At 41.8% G+C, this 14202-nt stretch carries 14 protein-coding genes; 6 read left to right on the forward strand and 8 right to left on the reverse strand.

Annotation, left to right across the window (positions count from 1 at the left end; genetic code table 11):
- Positions 1 to 42 precede the first annotated feature (42 nt).
- The 5 genes from CRO16_RS10325 to holA all read right to left on the reverse strand — a co-directional run bounded on the left by CRO16_RS10325 (position 43) and on the right by holA (position 4697).
- Complete coding sequence (locus CRO16_RS10325) at positions 43 to 987, reverse strand: CPBP family intramembrane glutamic endopeptidase (protein ID WP_097056296.1); 945 nt, start codon at positions 985 to 987, stop codon at positions 43 to 45.
- Positions 988 to 995: 8 nt separating this feature from the next.
- Positions 996 to 2030: an o-succinylbenzoate synthase gene (locus CRO16_RS10330; RefSeq protein WP_097056459.1), complete on the reverse strand. Its 1035-nt coding sequence runs from the start codon at positions 2028 to 2030 to the stop codon at positions 996 to 998.
- 9 nt (positions 2031 to 2039) lie between these two features.
- On the reverse strand, positions 2040 to 2720 hold the full coding sequence (locus CRO16_RS10335; RefSeq protein WP_097056460.1) for a metal-dependent hydrolase: 681 nt from the start codon (positions 2718 to 2720) through the stop codon (positions 2040 to 2042).
- 70 nt (positions 2721 to 2790) lie between these two features.
- Positions 2791 to 3693: a 1,4-dihydroxy-2-naphthoate polyprenyltransferase gene (locus CRO16_RS10340; protein ID WP_097056297.1), complete on the reverse strand. Its 903-nt coding sequence runs from the start codon at positions 3691 to 3693 to the stop codon at positions 2791 to 2793.
- Positions 3693 to 4697 (reverse strand): DNA polymerase III subunit delta, encoded by a 1005-nt coding sequence (holA, locus tag CRO16_RS10345; RefSeq protein ID WP_097056298.1) that lies wholly within the window; start codon positions 4695 to 4697, stop codon positions 3693 to 3695. Before holA ends, CRO16_RS10340 begins: the two co-directional genes overlap by 1 nt.
- A gap of 55 nt (positions 4698 to 4752) precedes the next feature.
- Here holA and CRO16_RS10350 point away from each other — a divergent pair, with 55 nt between their 5' ends.
- The 4 genes from CRO16_RS10350 to CRO16_RS10365 all read left to right on the forward strand — a co-directional run bounded on the left by CRO16_RS10350 (position 4753) and on the right by CRO16_RS10365 (position 8592).
- Positions 4753 to 5196 (forward strand): type I restriction enzyme HsdR N-terminal domain-containing protein, encoded by a 444-nt coding sequence (locus CRO16_RS10350; RefSeq protein WP_097056299.1) that lies wholly within the window; start codon positions 4753 to 4755, stop codon positions 5194 to 5196.
- Between the two features lie 70 nt (positions 5197 to 5266).
- Positions 5267 to 6256: a glycosyltransferase family 2 protein gene (locus tag CRO16_RS10355; protein WP_097056300.1), complete on the forward strand. Its 990-nt coding sequence runs from the start codon at positions 5267 to 5269 to the stop codon at positions 6254 to 6256.
- Between the two features lie 91 nt (positions 6257 to 6347).
- The gene (locus CRO16_RS10360) at positions 6348 to 7181 is read left to right on the forward strand and encodes an OmpA/MotB family protein (RefSeq protein ID WP_097056301.1); all 834 of its coding nucleotides are present in this window, start codon (positions 6348 to 6350) and stop codon (positions 7179 to 7181) included.
- Positions 7182 to 7488: 307 nt separating this feature from the next.
- Complete coding sequence (locus tag CRO16_RS10365; RefSeq protein ID WP_097056302.1) at positions 7489 to 8592, forward strand: hypothetical protein; 1104 nt, start codon at positions 7489 to 7491, stop codon at positions 8590 to 8592.
- On the opposite strand, the gene CRO16_RS10370 is transcribed toward CRO16_RS10365, so the two are convergent.
- From CRO16_RS10370 to CRO16_RS10380, 3 genes are all read right to left on the reverse strand, one after another.
- Positions 8578 to 9198, reverse strand: coding sequence for an L-threonylcarbamoyladenylate synthase (locus tag CRO16_RS10370; protein ID WP_097056303.1), 621 nt, complete (start codon positions 9196 to 9198; stop codon positions 8578 to 8580). The two genes, CRO16_RS10365 and CRO16_RS10370, sit on opposite strands and share 15 nt — an antisense overlap.
- Before the next feature lie 70 nt (positions 9199 to 9268).
- Positions 9269 to 9481 (reverse strand): hypervirulence associated TUDOR domain-containing protein, encoded by a 213-nt coding sequence (locus CRO16_RS10375; protein ID WP_097056304.1) that lies wholly within the window; start codon positions 9479 to 9481, stop codon positions 9269 to 9271.
- A gap of 64 nt (positions 9482 to 9545) precedes the next feature.
- Positions 9546 to 11870: an ATP-dependent helicase gene (locus CRO16_RS10380; RefSeq protein WP_097056305.1), complete on the reverse strand. Its 2325-nt coding sequence runs from the start codon at positions 11868 to 11870 to the stop codon at positions 9546 to 9548.
- A 179-nt stretch (positions 11871 to 12049) separates the two neighbouring features.
- Between CRO16_RS10380 and CRO16_RS10385 the strand changes: the two genes are divergently transcribed.
- Positions 12050 to 13669: an FMN-binding glutamate synthase family protein gene (locus tag CRO16_RS10385; protein ID WP_097056306.1), complete on the forward strand. Its 1620-nt coding sequence runs from the start codon at positions 12050 to 12052 to the stop codon at positions 13667 to 13669.
- Between the two features lie 6 nt (positions 13670 to 13675).
- On the forward strand, positions 13676 to 14197 hold the full coding sequence (locus tag CRO16_RS10390) for a DUF7935 family protein (RefSeq protein ID WP_097056307.1): 522 nt from the start codon (positions 13676 to 13678) through the stop codon (positions 14195 to 14197).
- Positions 14198 to 14202: the final 5 nt, after the last annotated feature.

Below are 14202 nucleotides of genomic sequence, written 5' to 3' on the forward strand. Positions count from 1 at the left end.
TTAACTGCCTGAATTATAAAGTTAACAAATTGCAGAGGAAAACTAGATTTCTTCAGAATATTTTAAGGTTTCCGGTGGATATACCTTTCCAAAAAGCTTCTCTTTCCAATTGTTCCATCTATAGGTGCGAGCCATTAAAAAGAGAAAAACAGGATAGACAATTACAATTGGAAGGAGGATATCCAGGCCTGCTGTGGGTTCAGAAACATCCTTTAGCACAGAATTCGTTTCAAATGCAGTCCAGTCGGCCGTTACAAGGAGAGCACCGATGAGATTGTTTCCGGCGTGAAAGCCAAGGGCCAGCTCCAGTCCTTCATCCATAAGGGTCATGATTCCAAGCAGGAACCCTGTACCTATATAGTAGAACATAATGATGTATCCCAGTTTTTCCACTTCGGGATTAAAGATGTGCATTCCTCCAAAAATAACCGAAGTTATTACTAAAGGCAGCCATTTATTTTTGGCAAGAACTCCAATTCCCTGCATGAGATAACCCCTAAACAGGTATTCTTCAAAACTGGTTTGCAAGGGAACCATGATCAAAGCAATAGCTGCAAGGATAAGAAATGGAACCATGTCAAAATTCCAAAGGTAGTCCTCCGGTTGCAGGTTGTAATCAATGATCGTAGTTACAACTGTAAAGACAGCAACAATACTGAAGCCAAAAAAGAACCTGCCCCAATCTATTTTTTTTCGGCTGGTAGTGGCATCTTTGATTTTTTGGTTGTGCAAAAATCTAATCACAAAAAAAAGTGCGGCAAGGCCTACGGCAAAAGTAAGCAGTAACAGGAAAAAATTTAAGTTCGAATCCAGCACCTTGAACATCTCTGACTGGGTAAGGGTAAGGACCTCGGGGCCGGCCTCAAAGAAAAGGGCTGCCATAAAAGGTATGGCTCCAAATAATTGCCACCCAAGAAAAACTATGATAAGGCCAACTAAATAACGCCACCATTCTGTTCTTGCTTTAAATGCCTGTTGTATAAACATGTTCTTTATTATAGATTAAATTTCCAGTTTTTTTTGGGATGAAACCACAGTTGTCCATTTTCAACCTCCAGAGGGGCTTCAAAATTGTTGGTATATAAACCGCCGGTACCCAATCCTTGCGGCATTTCATTATTAAGCGTAAAAGTATGTTGTGCAATGGCGTTTAGTCCCACATTACTCTCCAGCGCACTTGTGATCCACCATCCGGTATTTTGATCTTTTGCAAGTTTTATCCACTCTTCTGTTCCTTTAAATCCGCCGATGAGGCTGGGCTTAAAAATGAGGTATTGCGGCTGTATTATTTGTAGCAGTTTGTGCTTTTCTGTTACATGAGTTACTCCAATTAGTTCTTCATCTAAAGCAATAGGTAAAGGCGTTTTATCACAGAGTGCTGCCATCTCCTCCGGCTGTCCCTGTTTAATGGGCTGTTCAATACTGTGCAGCTCCAGCTCACTAAGGCGTTTCAGTTTTTCCATGGCTTCAGAAGCCTTGAATGCTCCATTGGCATCTACTCTTATCTCTATTTCTCCGGAAGTAAATTCTTTCCGGATAAACTTCAGCAGGTCAATTTCAGTTTCAAAATTAATGGCTCCTATTTTCAGCTTAATACACCTGAAGCCTTGTTCTATCTTTTGAATGATCTGCTCTTTCATGAATTGCTCCTCCCCCATCCATACAAGTCCATTAATAGGAATAGAAGCATTTCCCCGTGTAAATTCCGAAGGGAACAAGAGGAAAGGATCCGGAGCCCCTAATGACCGAAAAGCCATCTCCACCCCAAATTGAATGCTTGGAAACTCCCGAAGCTCATCCCACAGTTTCTCCTCTCCTAAATGTATATTTTTACACACCCATTCCAATTTCTCCTCATAACCGGGGCGGTCATCATAGCTAAGACTACGAAGGATCCCACATTCCCCGATCCCCTTTTTGGCATTTTTTTCAAGGATGAGAAACCAGGTCTCTTTTTGTGTAAGAACGCCCCGCGAAGTTCCGCTGGGGCGCTTGAAATTCAGAATATATTTGTGATAGGTTGCCTGCACTTGCTGCAATTAAAGTTCGATGCTTTCTCCTGTTTCCAGCAGCATAAGGTCTTTACCTTTCTTGTAAAATTTTCGTTTGGCCATCTCATGATCTATTTCAATGAAACCAAAGGTATCATAATGACAGCCCAGGATCTTGTCACATTCTACAAAATCACTGGCTAAAATTGCGTCATCTATTCCCATTGTAAAGTTGTCACCAATTGGCAGAATGGCAAGATCCAGCCTGGTGTGCATAGGAATTAGTTTCATATCCATGGTAAGGGCGGTATCTCCCGCTATATAGATATTCTTATGTTCGCCTTCAATGACAAACCCTCCGGGTTGGCCGCCGTAGCTTCCGTCGGGAAAGGAACTGGTATGAATGGCGTTGACATATTTTACAGTTCCGAAGTCAAAACTCCACTTACCGCCATGGTTAAGCGGATGCACTTCCAAACCTTTATTCTCGTAATGAGTGGTAATTTCGTAATTGCTGATGATCACAGCGCCTGTGCGTTTTGCAATAGCTTCGGCATCCAAAGTGTGATCCTGGTGCGCGTGGGTGAGCAGGATGTAATCTGCTTTTAGCTCTTCAATATTTACTTTATCCTTCACCTTTTCGTTTCCCGAAATAAATGGGTCGACCAAAAGATGAATTCCTTTAACTTCAATAGAAAATGTGCTGTGTCCGTAATGTGTTATTTTCATGATGTCATGTTTTAAAACAAAATACAAAATCCCCCCGAAAAAAGGGGCTACAAAATGCCCTTTTTGACACCTATAAAATTTGCCCCAGTCCAAACAACAGGGCGAGAATAAAGGTTCCTATGGCCAGTTTCTTGAGTTCGGGATCGAGCATTACCGGGTTTTTGTTTTCCATTACTCTTTTAAGATGCATCAATAAAGGAAAGAAGGCAAACAGGTATAACAGGTCATCTATACTTTCAAATGAAAGAGCCGAGTACAGAATAATGCAGCTAAAAGCACCCAGCAGCAGGAAATAGTGATATTGTTTGGCTTTTTTGGCACCCATTTTCACCACCAGGGTGTTTTTTCCTGCCCGGGCATCTGCGGCATGATCCCGCATATTGTTCAGGTTTAGAACTCCGGCGCTAAGAAAGCCCACAGTAGCAGCCGGCAGCAACACCTGCCAGTCCCATTCCAGAGCATATAAAAAATATGAACCATAAACCCCTACCAGGCCAAAAAAGATAAACACAAAAACATCTCCCAGACCGCGGTAACCGTAAGCAGAATCTCCCACGGTATATTTCACGGCAGCAACAATGGCAGCGATGCCCAGCAGCAGGAAGAGTACTGCATAGAAAAGACTACGGCCGCCAAAGGCGACGTAAATAAGGGCGACCGCAAATGAAAAGGTTATAATTGCAGTGCCTATCATGCCCCAGTACATTTCCTTGCGGGTCATTAGTCCGCTTTGCAAGGCGCGTTGGGGGCCCACCCGTTCTTCGTTGTCTGTGCCTTTCACAAAATCCCCATAGTCATTAGCGAAATTGGAAAGCACCTGCAACCCCAGAGTGGTAGCCAGAGCAAGCGAAAAGATCACCGCATTGAATTCCTCCTGTGCCACAGCAATAGCACTCCCCACAATAATTCCTGAAATCGATAGCGGAAGCGTTCGCAACCTCGCCGCACTCACCCAGGTGTCAAAATTTGCCATTATCGCATTATTTTTACCAGCAACTCCTTTAAAAGATCTCCCTGCGGCACATTAGCGGCTCCTACGCCTTTGCCTTTTACATCGGCCTCCCGCAGGTGGGAAATTATGCTGCTCACTTTTTTCATATTGTAATTTTTAGCTGCCGTGACATAATCATTCACAAAATAGGGATTCACCTTAAGGACCTTTGCAACATTTCCTTTGGATTGATCTGTAAGCGCATGATATTGCTGCAGCTGAGAAAAGAAGCTAAAGAGCAGGGCAACCGTCACCACCATAGGATTATCTTTTTCATTTTGAGAAAAGTAGTTGATGATGCGATGCGCCTTTAAGCTGTCCTTCATTCCAATAGCCTTACGCAATTCGAAATTATTGAAATCTTTGCTGATACCAATATTTTCCTCGATAAGTTCGGGAGTGATGATAGTGCCTTTTGGAGCTATTAGCTGGAGTTTTTGCAGCTCGTTATCAATCTTCCCCAGGTCATTCCCCAGGAATTCAAGCAGCATTTGAGCTGCTTTGGGCGCTATCTGAAAACCGCGGGTATGCATCTCACTTTGAATCCACTCAACCACCTGGTTATCATAAAGGCGTTTGTTTTCATAGATCACCCCGTTTTTAGAGATTGCCTTATGAAGTTTCTTCCTCTTGTCCAGCTTCTTGTACTTATAATTGAAAACAAGCACGGTTGAGGGCTGGGGATTCTCGGCATAACCGGTAAGTTGTTCAATGGAACGGGAAAGATCCTGGGCTTCCTTTACAATGATCACCTGTTTCTCGGCCATCATTGGGTAACGTTTTGCGTTACCAATAATATCCTCCACAGTGACATCGCGGCCATACAAAACCATTTGGTTAAAGCCTTTTTCGTCCTCCCGCAGCACGTTATCTTCAATAAAATCTGAGATCTTATCTATAAAATAAGGCTCTTCCCCCGTTAAAAAATAGATGGGTTTCACATCTCCTTTTTTAATGGCAGTCACTATACTTTTTACTTCATTCATTTAGAGGCAGTTTTCCTGAAAGGCTTTTTTAGGAACTAATTCTTTACTTTTGGGCATGCATGAACTCAATTTCCCCCGGTACTCATTCAGGTTCAAAAATAGGGAAAATAAAATAGCGGTTTTTGATGAGCTACGGAAAAAATTCGTTTTGTTAACGCCCGAAGAATGGGTGCGGCAACATGTGGTACAATTTCTTCTGAAGGAGAAATCTTTTCCCAAAAGTCTGCTGAATGTTGAAAAACAGCTAAAGGTGCATGACCTTATAAAAAGATATGATGTTTTAGCCTATAATCCCGACGGAAGCATTCATCTGGTCGTGGAATGCAAGGCAGCATCGATCCCAATAACTCAGGAAACCTTTGACCAGATCGCACGTTACAACCTTGCGCTGCAGGCAACCTACCTTATGGTGACCAACGGGTTGCAGCATTATTTTTGTCAGTTGGATTACAAAGCCGAACAGTATCACTTTCTCCCCGACATTCCGGAATGGACTTAGAAAATATCATTTTTGGCACCTTACTCCCTCGTGCCGGAATAATCCTTCAGTTTTCCCTTAATTTGCATTTGTGAAAGTCGCAGTAGTCATATTAAACTGGAACGGAAAAGCTTTACTGGAGCAGTTCCTTCCATCTGTAGTCAAAAATACTCCTGAAGCCACTATTTATGTAGCCGACAATGCCTCGACAGATGATTCTGTAGCCTTTGTACAACAGCATTTTCCGCAGGTGAAGATCATTCGGAATAAAGTCAACGGTGGCTTTGCAAAAGGCTACAATGATGCGCTGCAGAATTTGGATGAAGATATTTTTGTGCTTTTGAACAGCGATGTAGAGGTGACGGAAAACTGGCTGCCGCCTTTGGTAACACAGTTCAAGGATCCCGCAGTTGCAGCAGCACAGCCAAAGATCAAGAATTTCAGGAAAAAAGATTATTTCGAATATGCCGGTGCTGCAGGCGGCTTTATAGATGCCCTTGGCTATCCCTATTGCCGCGGTCGCATTTTTGACCATCTGGAGCAGGATCTTGGGCAATACGATGATACGGTAGACATTTTTTGGGCTACCGGTGCCTGTATGGCAATAAGAAGGATCGATTTTTTTGAAGCGGGAGGTTTCGATGAAGATTTCTTTGCGCACCAGGAGGAGATAGATCTATGCTGGCGACTTTTTAATCTGGAGAAAAAGGTGAAAGCGGTAGGAACTTCAGAAGTATTTCATTTGGGAGGAGGCACTCTAAACAGCATGCACCCTAGAAAGACATTTTACAACTTTAGAAACAGCCTTTTCACCTTAATTAAAAATGCTCCCGCAAAGGACCTTTTTTGGAAGATCATTTCCAGAATGATCCTGGATGGGGTTGCAGCTATCCGACTGCTCCTGCTGCTGCAGCCTTCACACACCTTAGCAATCCTAAAAGCCCACTTCAACTTCTATATTCACCTTCAGAAAATGATGAAGAAAAGGAAGAATCCAATAAAAAAATTGAGGTATTACAATATTAAATCTATTGTTTGGGCTTTTTATGTTCATAAAATTAGGAATTATAAAAACCTGTAAAATTTTTTACATAAGTGATAATTAAATTTCTCTAAGACCTCAGATTTTGTATTTTTGACACGTTTAATATTTAATCACAACTATAAGAATTATGAAAAAATTCATGCTTTTATCGGCAACCGCTGCCCTCCTTTTTTCTTCTTGTGTATCATCGAAGAAATATGCCGAGTTGGAAGCTCAACAAAAGGAGACTCAGGACAAGTTGAATACAGCTACAGTTAAACTGAATTCATGTCTTGACGAAAAAGAAAGATTAAACCAGCAGATTGGCCAGTTAAGCAACCAAAATAGTGCTTTATTGAACAATGTTGGCGATCTCGCTACTTTATCTAAAAAAGAAGCTGAAAACCTGGAGCGTTCTCTTGAAAGCATCAAGGAAAAAGATATGAAGATCCAGCGTATGCAGGATGCAATGAATAAGAAAGATTCTGTTACTCTTGCACTTGTAACCAGCCTTAAAGGAGTTCTTGGAAACATGAGTGATGAGGACATCCAGATCAATGTTGAAAAAGGTGTTGTTTACGTTTCTATTTCTGATAAACTTTTATTTGAAAGCGGAAAGTACAATGTTACTCAACGTGCGAAAGAAGTTTTAGGAAAAGTTGCTACTGTAGTTAAAAACCGTCCGGATATCGAATTTATGGTTGAAGGTCATACAGATGACAAGCCTATTCGAAATGCAGTTCTTCAGGACAACTGGGATCTTTCTGTGAAGAGAGCTACTTCTGTTGTTCGCGTACTTCAGGAAGATCACGGTGTAGCACCACAAAGAATGACTGCTGCAGGTAGAAGTTACTATGTACCAGTTGCTTCTAATGAGACTGCAGAGGGTAGAGCCAAGAACAGAAGAACACGTATTGTGATCCTTCCAAAACTTGACCAGTTCTACAACCTGATTGAAGAAGGTATGGATTCTGCTAAATAAGCATTCGATCTATATAATTATAAGCCCGGCAATTGCCGGGCTTTTTTGTTTTTAAACTATTGACCTTTTTTCCTACAATTTTAACTATTATATTTTACTTACATACCTATTTGGTTTCAAACGTCGAAAGTCTTTTTTAAGTTTTTAGGATATTTTAAAAGGCCCGGCAGTTGCCGGACCTTTTTTATTTCTGTGTGATTGTAGTCCTTTTTCTCACAAGTTTAACATGTTAATTTTCAGTTAATTACATTTCAAAATTTGAAGTTCTTTTATCTTTACAGAACCCTACTCATGTTAATCTACTATAATGGCTTTATCACTTAAACACCTGCTTCCGGTGCTTGGCATTGGAATTTTGCTCTCCTGTGAGCCTGAAGATTTGCGTGAAGGTTCACCAGTGGAAAATATTTCAACTTCCTATATTACATCCACCAATACTTCAAAAAATAAAACACCTCAAAAAGGCACAAAAACTGAAAATCTTCGGGAGGTGATCATGGAAGATGTTGTACCCTCTGAGTGCGGTGCAACCGAATTTTCCACGGTGGTATGGAAGCATTTTACAGAACTTGCTTCAGACGATCTGGCCGTGGAAGTTATGAACCAATATTTGTTCTTCCAGGAAAATGCGGTTAGATTAAGAATAGGCACAAATAGTTTTGGTCCAAATGGCGAATACACAAAGCACGTGGAAAGAATGATTCGCACTCTCGAAAGATTTTGGAACATGCCTAATGAAATCGAAGTTTTGGGACAGCATAACGCAACTCTCAACAACCGGGAAAATCTCGCTGATATTATTTGGTACACAAAACAGGATCTTGAATCAAGGGAAGATGTTTATCCTTTGGTGGAGGAAATATTAGAACGCAACCGGGTTTCGTCCATATTACCTAATTCCCCATTTTTCGCCGCCGACGGATATGCAAATTTTGATAAGGAAATTGTCCTTGGAGACGGCCTTATCCAAATGTTTTCAGAAACCGGTTTGGAACAGGAGATCGTATGGACAGGGATCCTCTCACATGAATGGTCGCATCAGGTGCAATTTAAACAGTTTAACGAATGGTATCCTGCAGGCTTTTTCGATTCCAAAGCAGAAGAAACACGGACTATAGAACTGGAAGCCGACTTTTTCTCAGGGTATTTTATGACTCACAAGAGAGGAGCAACTTACAACTGGAAAAAGGCAGACGACTTTTTTGAGCTTTTCTATCAATCGGGCGATTGTAGTTTTGATTTTGAACAACACCACGGAACACCATTACAGCGAAAAGCTGCAACCTATGAAGGTTACCTCCTGGCGGAATCTGCAAAGAAAAAGGGGCAGATCCTTTCAGCTGAAGAATTGCATCATATTTTTATTACTCAGGTTCTGCCAGAAGTTGTAAATGAGTTACAGTATCTCTAAACTCCCTTTGCCTTCCCGTATTACCTCAGGTTCTGAAGTGGTAAGATCGATCACTGTGGAAGGGATATTATCCCCATAGCCACCATCAATCACTATATCAACCAGCTTGTCCCATTTTTCAAGGATAAGTTCGGGATCTGTGGTGTATTCCAGGACCTCATCGTCATCCTTTATAGAAGTTGAAATAATTGGATTTCCTAACCCGGCTACAAGAGCCCTACAGATGTTATTGTCGGGCACCCTTATTCCTACTGTTTTCTTCTTCTTGAATACTGCAGGTAGATTATTATTTCCGGGAAGAATGAAAGTATACGGCCCCGGAAGATTTCTCTTAAGGATCTTAAAAGTTTGATTATCGATCTGTCTTACATAGTCTGAGAGATTGCTTAAGCTTTCACAGATAAAGGAAAAGTTCGCTTTCTCGAGCTTAACCCCTCTTAGCTGCGCCACTCTTTCGAGAGCTGCGTTATTGGTGATATCACAACCAAGACCATAAATAGTATCTGTAGGGTAAATGATCACTGCGCCGTCTTTAAGGGCATCTACAACGCGTTTTATTTCTTTTGGGTTGGGATTTTCTTCATAGATCCTGATAAGTTCTGCCATAGTCCAATAAATTTAATTGTTCCAAAAATTACAAAATTCCGCAGGCTTTTAATATATGATTAAGAAAAGATTAATCCACCCGCTCCACTTCACTCTCCAGTTTAAGCACTTCATTGCCGTTTTCCTGTTTGATGAACAGCGCACGGTTATCAGGATTCCCTTTTCTGGTGATCTTCGACCCCTTTATTGTTGTAGTGACTTCGTGGTCAAAAACATCTTCCACCTTTCCTGTGGCAACTCCCTTTCCCCATTTCCATTTTACTTCTGTACCTTCCCTTATCATGCTTTTTGTTTTAAATTTATAAACAAGCAATGGGATAACCTAAACAATAACAGCTTCTTAACTCTCAGGAAAGCAGCTTTAGTTTAGCGAATTTCAGGAGAAGTTTTTTAAGTCCGCCGTTTTCAAAATGTATCTCTGCTTTCTTGTCCTGACCTACACCTTCAATATTGAGCACTTTGCCCTTACCAAAACGCATATGTTCTACCTCATCTCCAATATCCAGCTTAACTGAAGGCCCCGGAGAAGCAGATGCAGCGGACGAAGTTACAGGTCGTAATTTTCTAAGTTTCTGTAGTTCTTCATCTGTAGGTTTATGCGAGGGCGGCGGGGTACCGTTTACAGGTTTGCTTTGACGAAATTTACTTTTATCCACCTCACCAAAAATATCTGTATCAATAAGAGGTTTATACTTATAGTCATCCTGTGGGATCATGAATTCAAGATACTTGTCTTCGATCTCTTCAATGAACCGGCTGGGTTCTGCATCCACTAATTTCCCCCAGCGATAACGGGACTGGGTATACGTAAGGAACGCCTGCTTCTCGGCTCTGGTGAGTGCTACATAGAATAAACGCCTTTCTTCTTCCAGTTCGGTCCTTGTATTCATGCTCATCGCCGAAGGAAAAAGATCTTCTTCCATCCCCACTATATACACGTAGGGGAATTCAAGACCCTTCGCCAGGTGAATAGTCATCAAAGCTACCCGGTCATCATCTCCTGTGTCTTTATCCATATCTGTAGCCAAAGCCACATCTTCCAGAAATTCGGTAAGGGAGCCGGTGGCATCGGCCAATTCTTTCTGACCTTCCACAAAATCCCTGATTCCGTTGAGCAATTCTTCTATGTTTTCGATCCTGGCAATGCCTTCAGGAGTAGCGTCTTTTTTAAGTTCCTGTAGCAAACCTGTTTTTTTGGCAACACTTTCGGCCAAAGTAAAAGCATCCGCAGTCTCATTCATGATCTGGAAACTTTTGATCATGTTCGAAAAATTCTCCAGTTTATTTTTGGTGCCGCGGTTGATCTTTAAATCGATCTTATCCAGGTTCTCAATAATCTCAAAAATTGACCTTTTATAGTGGTTTGCCGCAATTGTGAGCCGGTCGATCGTTGTTTGACCAATTCCGCGGGCGGGATAATTGATTACTCTTTTTAACGCCTCCTCATCCTTTGGATTGATCACTAATCGTAGATAAGACAATACATCTTTTATCTCCTTACGTTGATAGAAAGAAAGGCCGCCATAGATGCGGTATGGAATATCTTTCTTCCGCAGGGCATCTTCCATGGCCCTGCTCTGGGCATTGGTGCGATAAAGAATAGCAAAATCATTGTTCATCATTTGCTTCTCCATTTTGTTTTCAAAAATGGAACTCGCAACATATCTTCCCTCCTCTCCGTCTGTTAGCAGTCGGTTCACTACTATTTTTGGGCCTTCATCATTAGCGGTCCACACCACTTTTTCCAGCCTGGTTTTATTCTTTTCAATTATAGAATTTGCTGCCTCAACAATATTCTTTGTAGACCGGTAATTCTGCTCAAGGCGGTACATTTGTACCCCGTCATAATCCTTCTGAAAGTTCAATATATTACTGATGTTCGCGCCCCTGAATGCATAAATACTCTGGGCATCATCCCCTACCACGCATATATTCTGAAATTTATCTGCAAGGGCCTTTACGATAAGATACTGGGAATGATTGGTATCCTGATACTCATCCACCAGGATATACCTGAAGCGGTTTTGATACTTCTGAAGCACATCGGGAAAACGGTTGAGCAGTTCATTGGTCTTAAGCAATAGATCATCAAAGTCCATAGCTCCCGCTTTAAAGCAGCGGTCCACATACTCCTTATAAATTTCCCCCAGCCTCGGCTTCTTGGACATAGCATCGGCTTCCATCAACTCTGGATTTTGGAAATAAGCTTTTACGGTAATAAGGCTGTTCTTATAGGAAGAGATGCGGGAATAGACCTGTTTATATTTATAGACATCCTTATCCAGCCCCATTTCCTTAATAATTGCCGATATAAGCCGCTGGGAATCCTGAGTGTCATAAATGGTAAAATTTGAGGGGTATCCTAATTTGTCGGCTTCAAACCGCAGCATCTTTGCAAAGATGGAGTGAAAAGTTCCCATCCAAAGGTTCTTTGCCTCGCTATTACCTACAATTTTAGCAATCCTGGATTTCATCTCCCGTGCTGCCTTATTGGTAAATGTAAGTGCCAGGATATTAAAAGCATCAACTCCCTGGCTCATTAAATAAGCAATCCGATAAGTAAGTACACGGGTTTTGCCCGATCCTGCGCCGGCAATCACGATCATTGCTCCATCCTTCTGCAACACAGGAGCCCGCTGGGCATCATTTAATTCGGCTAAATAAGATTCCAATTTCGACTTCTTTTTAAGGAGGTGAAAATAACCAAATTGAGGCAAAATCTAAACCGCATTTCCAGATCTTTTTCAAGAAACTTTGGCACGCACAGCGCGGCTTTTGGATTTATTTAAAATTTAAAATTTTGAAACTGCTGCTTTTAAAGCTAACTTGATTTTTTCGCAAAAATCTTATTATGAATAGTATTCTTGATTTTTTGGGTGAAATCTCATGGTGGATGTGGATTCTTATTTTTCTGGGGTTGGTACTTATATATGATATCTTTATCAACAAGAAACACACTATACTCCACAATTTTCCTATTGTGGGTCATTTTAGGTATATGCTGGAGAGCATTGGTCCAGAACTTAGGCAGTATATCGTAGCCGGAAACAGGGAAGAGCTTCCATTTAACCGTATAGAACGGGGATGGGTCTACGCCTCCTCCAAAAATCAAAATAATTACGAAGGTTTTGGAACAGATCAGAACATCTACGAGGTAAATTACATCTTCATCAATAATGCAGTGATTCCTTATTCTATGCCCGAAGATCATATTAACAGGCAGGATCCTTATTTTCTGGCCTGTGCTAAGGTGATGGGCGAGTTTAACAAAAGGAGAAGACCGTACAGACCGGCCTCGGTCATTAACGTATCTGCAATGAGTTTCGGGTCCCTTTCTGCCAAAGCTATAGAATCCCTCAACCTGGGATGTAAAAAAGCATATGCCTTTCATAATACAGGAGAAGGCGGTCTTTCTCCTTATCATAAAAAAGGAGCCGATGTGGTTTACCAAATAGGTACCGGGTATTTTGGAGTACGTAATCCAGACGGTAGTTTTTCCATGGAGAAACTGGTAAAACTTGTTGAAGAAAATCAACATATACGAGCTATAGAAGTAAAACTTTCTCAAGGTGCCAAACCGGGAAAAGGCGGAGTACTCCCGGCGTCAAAGATCACCCGGGAAATTTCAGAAATCCGCCACGTCCCTTTAGGAAAGGATGTTCTATCTCCACCTTCTCACAGCACCTTCAGCAATATGCAGGAGCTGGTGGATTTTATTGAAGACATTGCAGAACATACAGGCCTCCCCGTTGGTGTAAAGGCTGCAATTGGTAAACTTGATGAATGGAAAGAGCTTGCGACAATCATGGCAGAAACCAACCGCGGCCCCGATTTTCTTTCCATTGATGGCGGTGAAGGAGGTACAGGTGCCGCACCTCCCAGTTTTGCCGATCATGTTGCCCTACCATGGATCTATGGCTTTACAGATGTCTACAAGGTTTTTCAGGAAAAAGACCTTACCAACAGGATTGTATTTATTGGGAGTGCTAAATTAGGTTTCCCCGCGAAGGCGGCGATGGCTTTTGCCATGGGTGCCGACTGTGTTAGTGTAGCCCGCGAAGCCATGTTAAGCATTGGCTGCATACAGGCCCAGGCATGTCATACCAACAGATGTCCTACCGGGGTAGCCACTCAGAATCGTTGGCTACAGGCCGGGATCAACGTTAAAAACAAATCTGAAAGAGTCAATTATTATTTTACTAATTTCAGAAAAGAATTGCTGGAGATCACTCATGCCTGCGGATATGAACATCCCTGCCAGTTCACTATGGACGACGTTGAGATCAATCTGGGAGATAGGTTTATTGCCAAAACCCTGGCGGAAACTTTTATGTACAACAAAACAAAAGTTCCATTTGATTCTGTTGCTACTTTGGCAGGATGTCCTAACTTAGGGGGCTCATACAGAAAAGGAGAGGAAACCGATGTCAAAGAGGTAGAAACTGAAGAAACCTCGGTCTCCGAACAATAGTAAACTATGACAGAAGATTCTATTTTACAGTTGCTGTTCTATCTTTTACCGGCAGTTGTTGTAGGCGTCATCGCCTTCTATTTTTTCAACCTCCATACCCGCAACGAAGAACGGCGCCGGCGTTTCCTTCTTCACAAGGAGTCTCAAAAACATGCTTTACCGCTCAGGTTACAAGCCTATGAACGTATGGCGCTCTTCCTTGAAAGGATCGCCCCCGGAAATCTTCTCGTACGAGTAAAACCCTTTAAAAGTGGAAAAGAAGATTACGCAAATCACCTCATCAGGAACATAGAACAGGAGTTTGAGCATAATTTGGCGCAACAGATCTATGTGAGTGAAGAGTGCTGGAATGTGATCAAAGCTTCAAAAAACGCCACGATCAACAACATTAGAAAAACTGTTGCCAAAGAGGAGATCACTTCTGCAGATGAGTTAAGGCAAACTATTCTCACCTCTCTTATTGACCAGCAACCTCCCAGCGAAACCGGACTTGCCTATATTCGGAAAGATGTGAAGAACCTGTGGTAAAGAAA

The sequence above is a fragment of the Salinimicrobium sediminis genome, assembly GCF_900215295.1.
Taxonomy (GTDB): domain Bacteria; phylum Bacteroidota; class Bacteroidia; order Flavobacteriales; family Flavobacteriaceae; genus Salinimicrobium; species Salinimicrobium sediminis.

Coding starts and splice junctions, on each gene's coding strand:
- CRO16_RS10325 (WP_097056296.1), bottom strand. CDS start 987: ATGTTTATACAACAGGCATTTAAAGCAAGAACAGAATGGTGGCGTTAT.
- CRO16_RS10335 (WP_097056460.1), bottom strand. CDS start 2,720: ATGAAAATAACACATTACGGACACAGCACATTTTCTATTGAAGTTAAA.
- CRO16_RS10340 (WP_097056297.1), bottom strand. CDS start 3,693: ATGGCAAATTTTGACACCTGGGTGAGTGCGGCGAGGTTGCGAACGCTT.
- holA (WP_097056298.1), bottom strand. CDS start 4,697: ATGAATGAAGTAAAAAGTATAGTGACTGCCATTAAAAAAGGAGATGTG.
- CRO16_RS10350 (WP_097056299.1), top strand. CDS start 4,753: ATGCATGAACTCAATTTCCCCCGGTACTCATTCAGGTTCAAAAATAGG.
- CRO16_RS10360 (WP_097056301.1), top strand. CDS start 6,348: ATGAAAAAATTCATGCTTTTATCGGCAACCGCTGCCCTCCTTTTTTCT.
- CRO16_RS10365 (WP_097056302.1), top strand. CDS start 7,489: ATGGCTTTATCACTTAAACACCTGCTTCCGGTGCTTGGCATTGGAATT.
- CRO16_RS10370 (WP_097056303.1), bottom strand. CDS start 9,198: ATGGCAGAACTTATCAGGATCTATGAAGAAAATCCCAACCCAAAAGAA.
- CRO16_RS10375 (WP_097056304.1), bottom strand. CDS start 9,481: ATGATAAGGGAAGGTACAGAAGTAAAATGGAAATGGGGAAAGGGAGTT.
- CRO16_RS10385 (WP_097056306.1), top strand. CDS start 12,050: ATGAATAGTATTCTTGATTTTTTGGGTGAAATCTCATGGTGGATGTGG.
- CRO16_RS10390 (WP_097056307.1), top strand. CDS start 13,676: ATGACAGAAGATTCTATTTTACAGTTGCTGTTCTATCTTTTACCGGCA.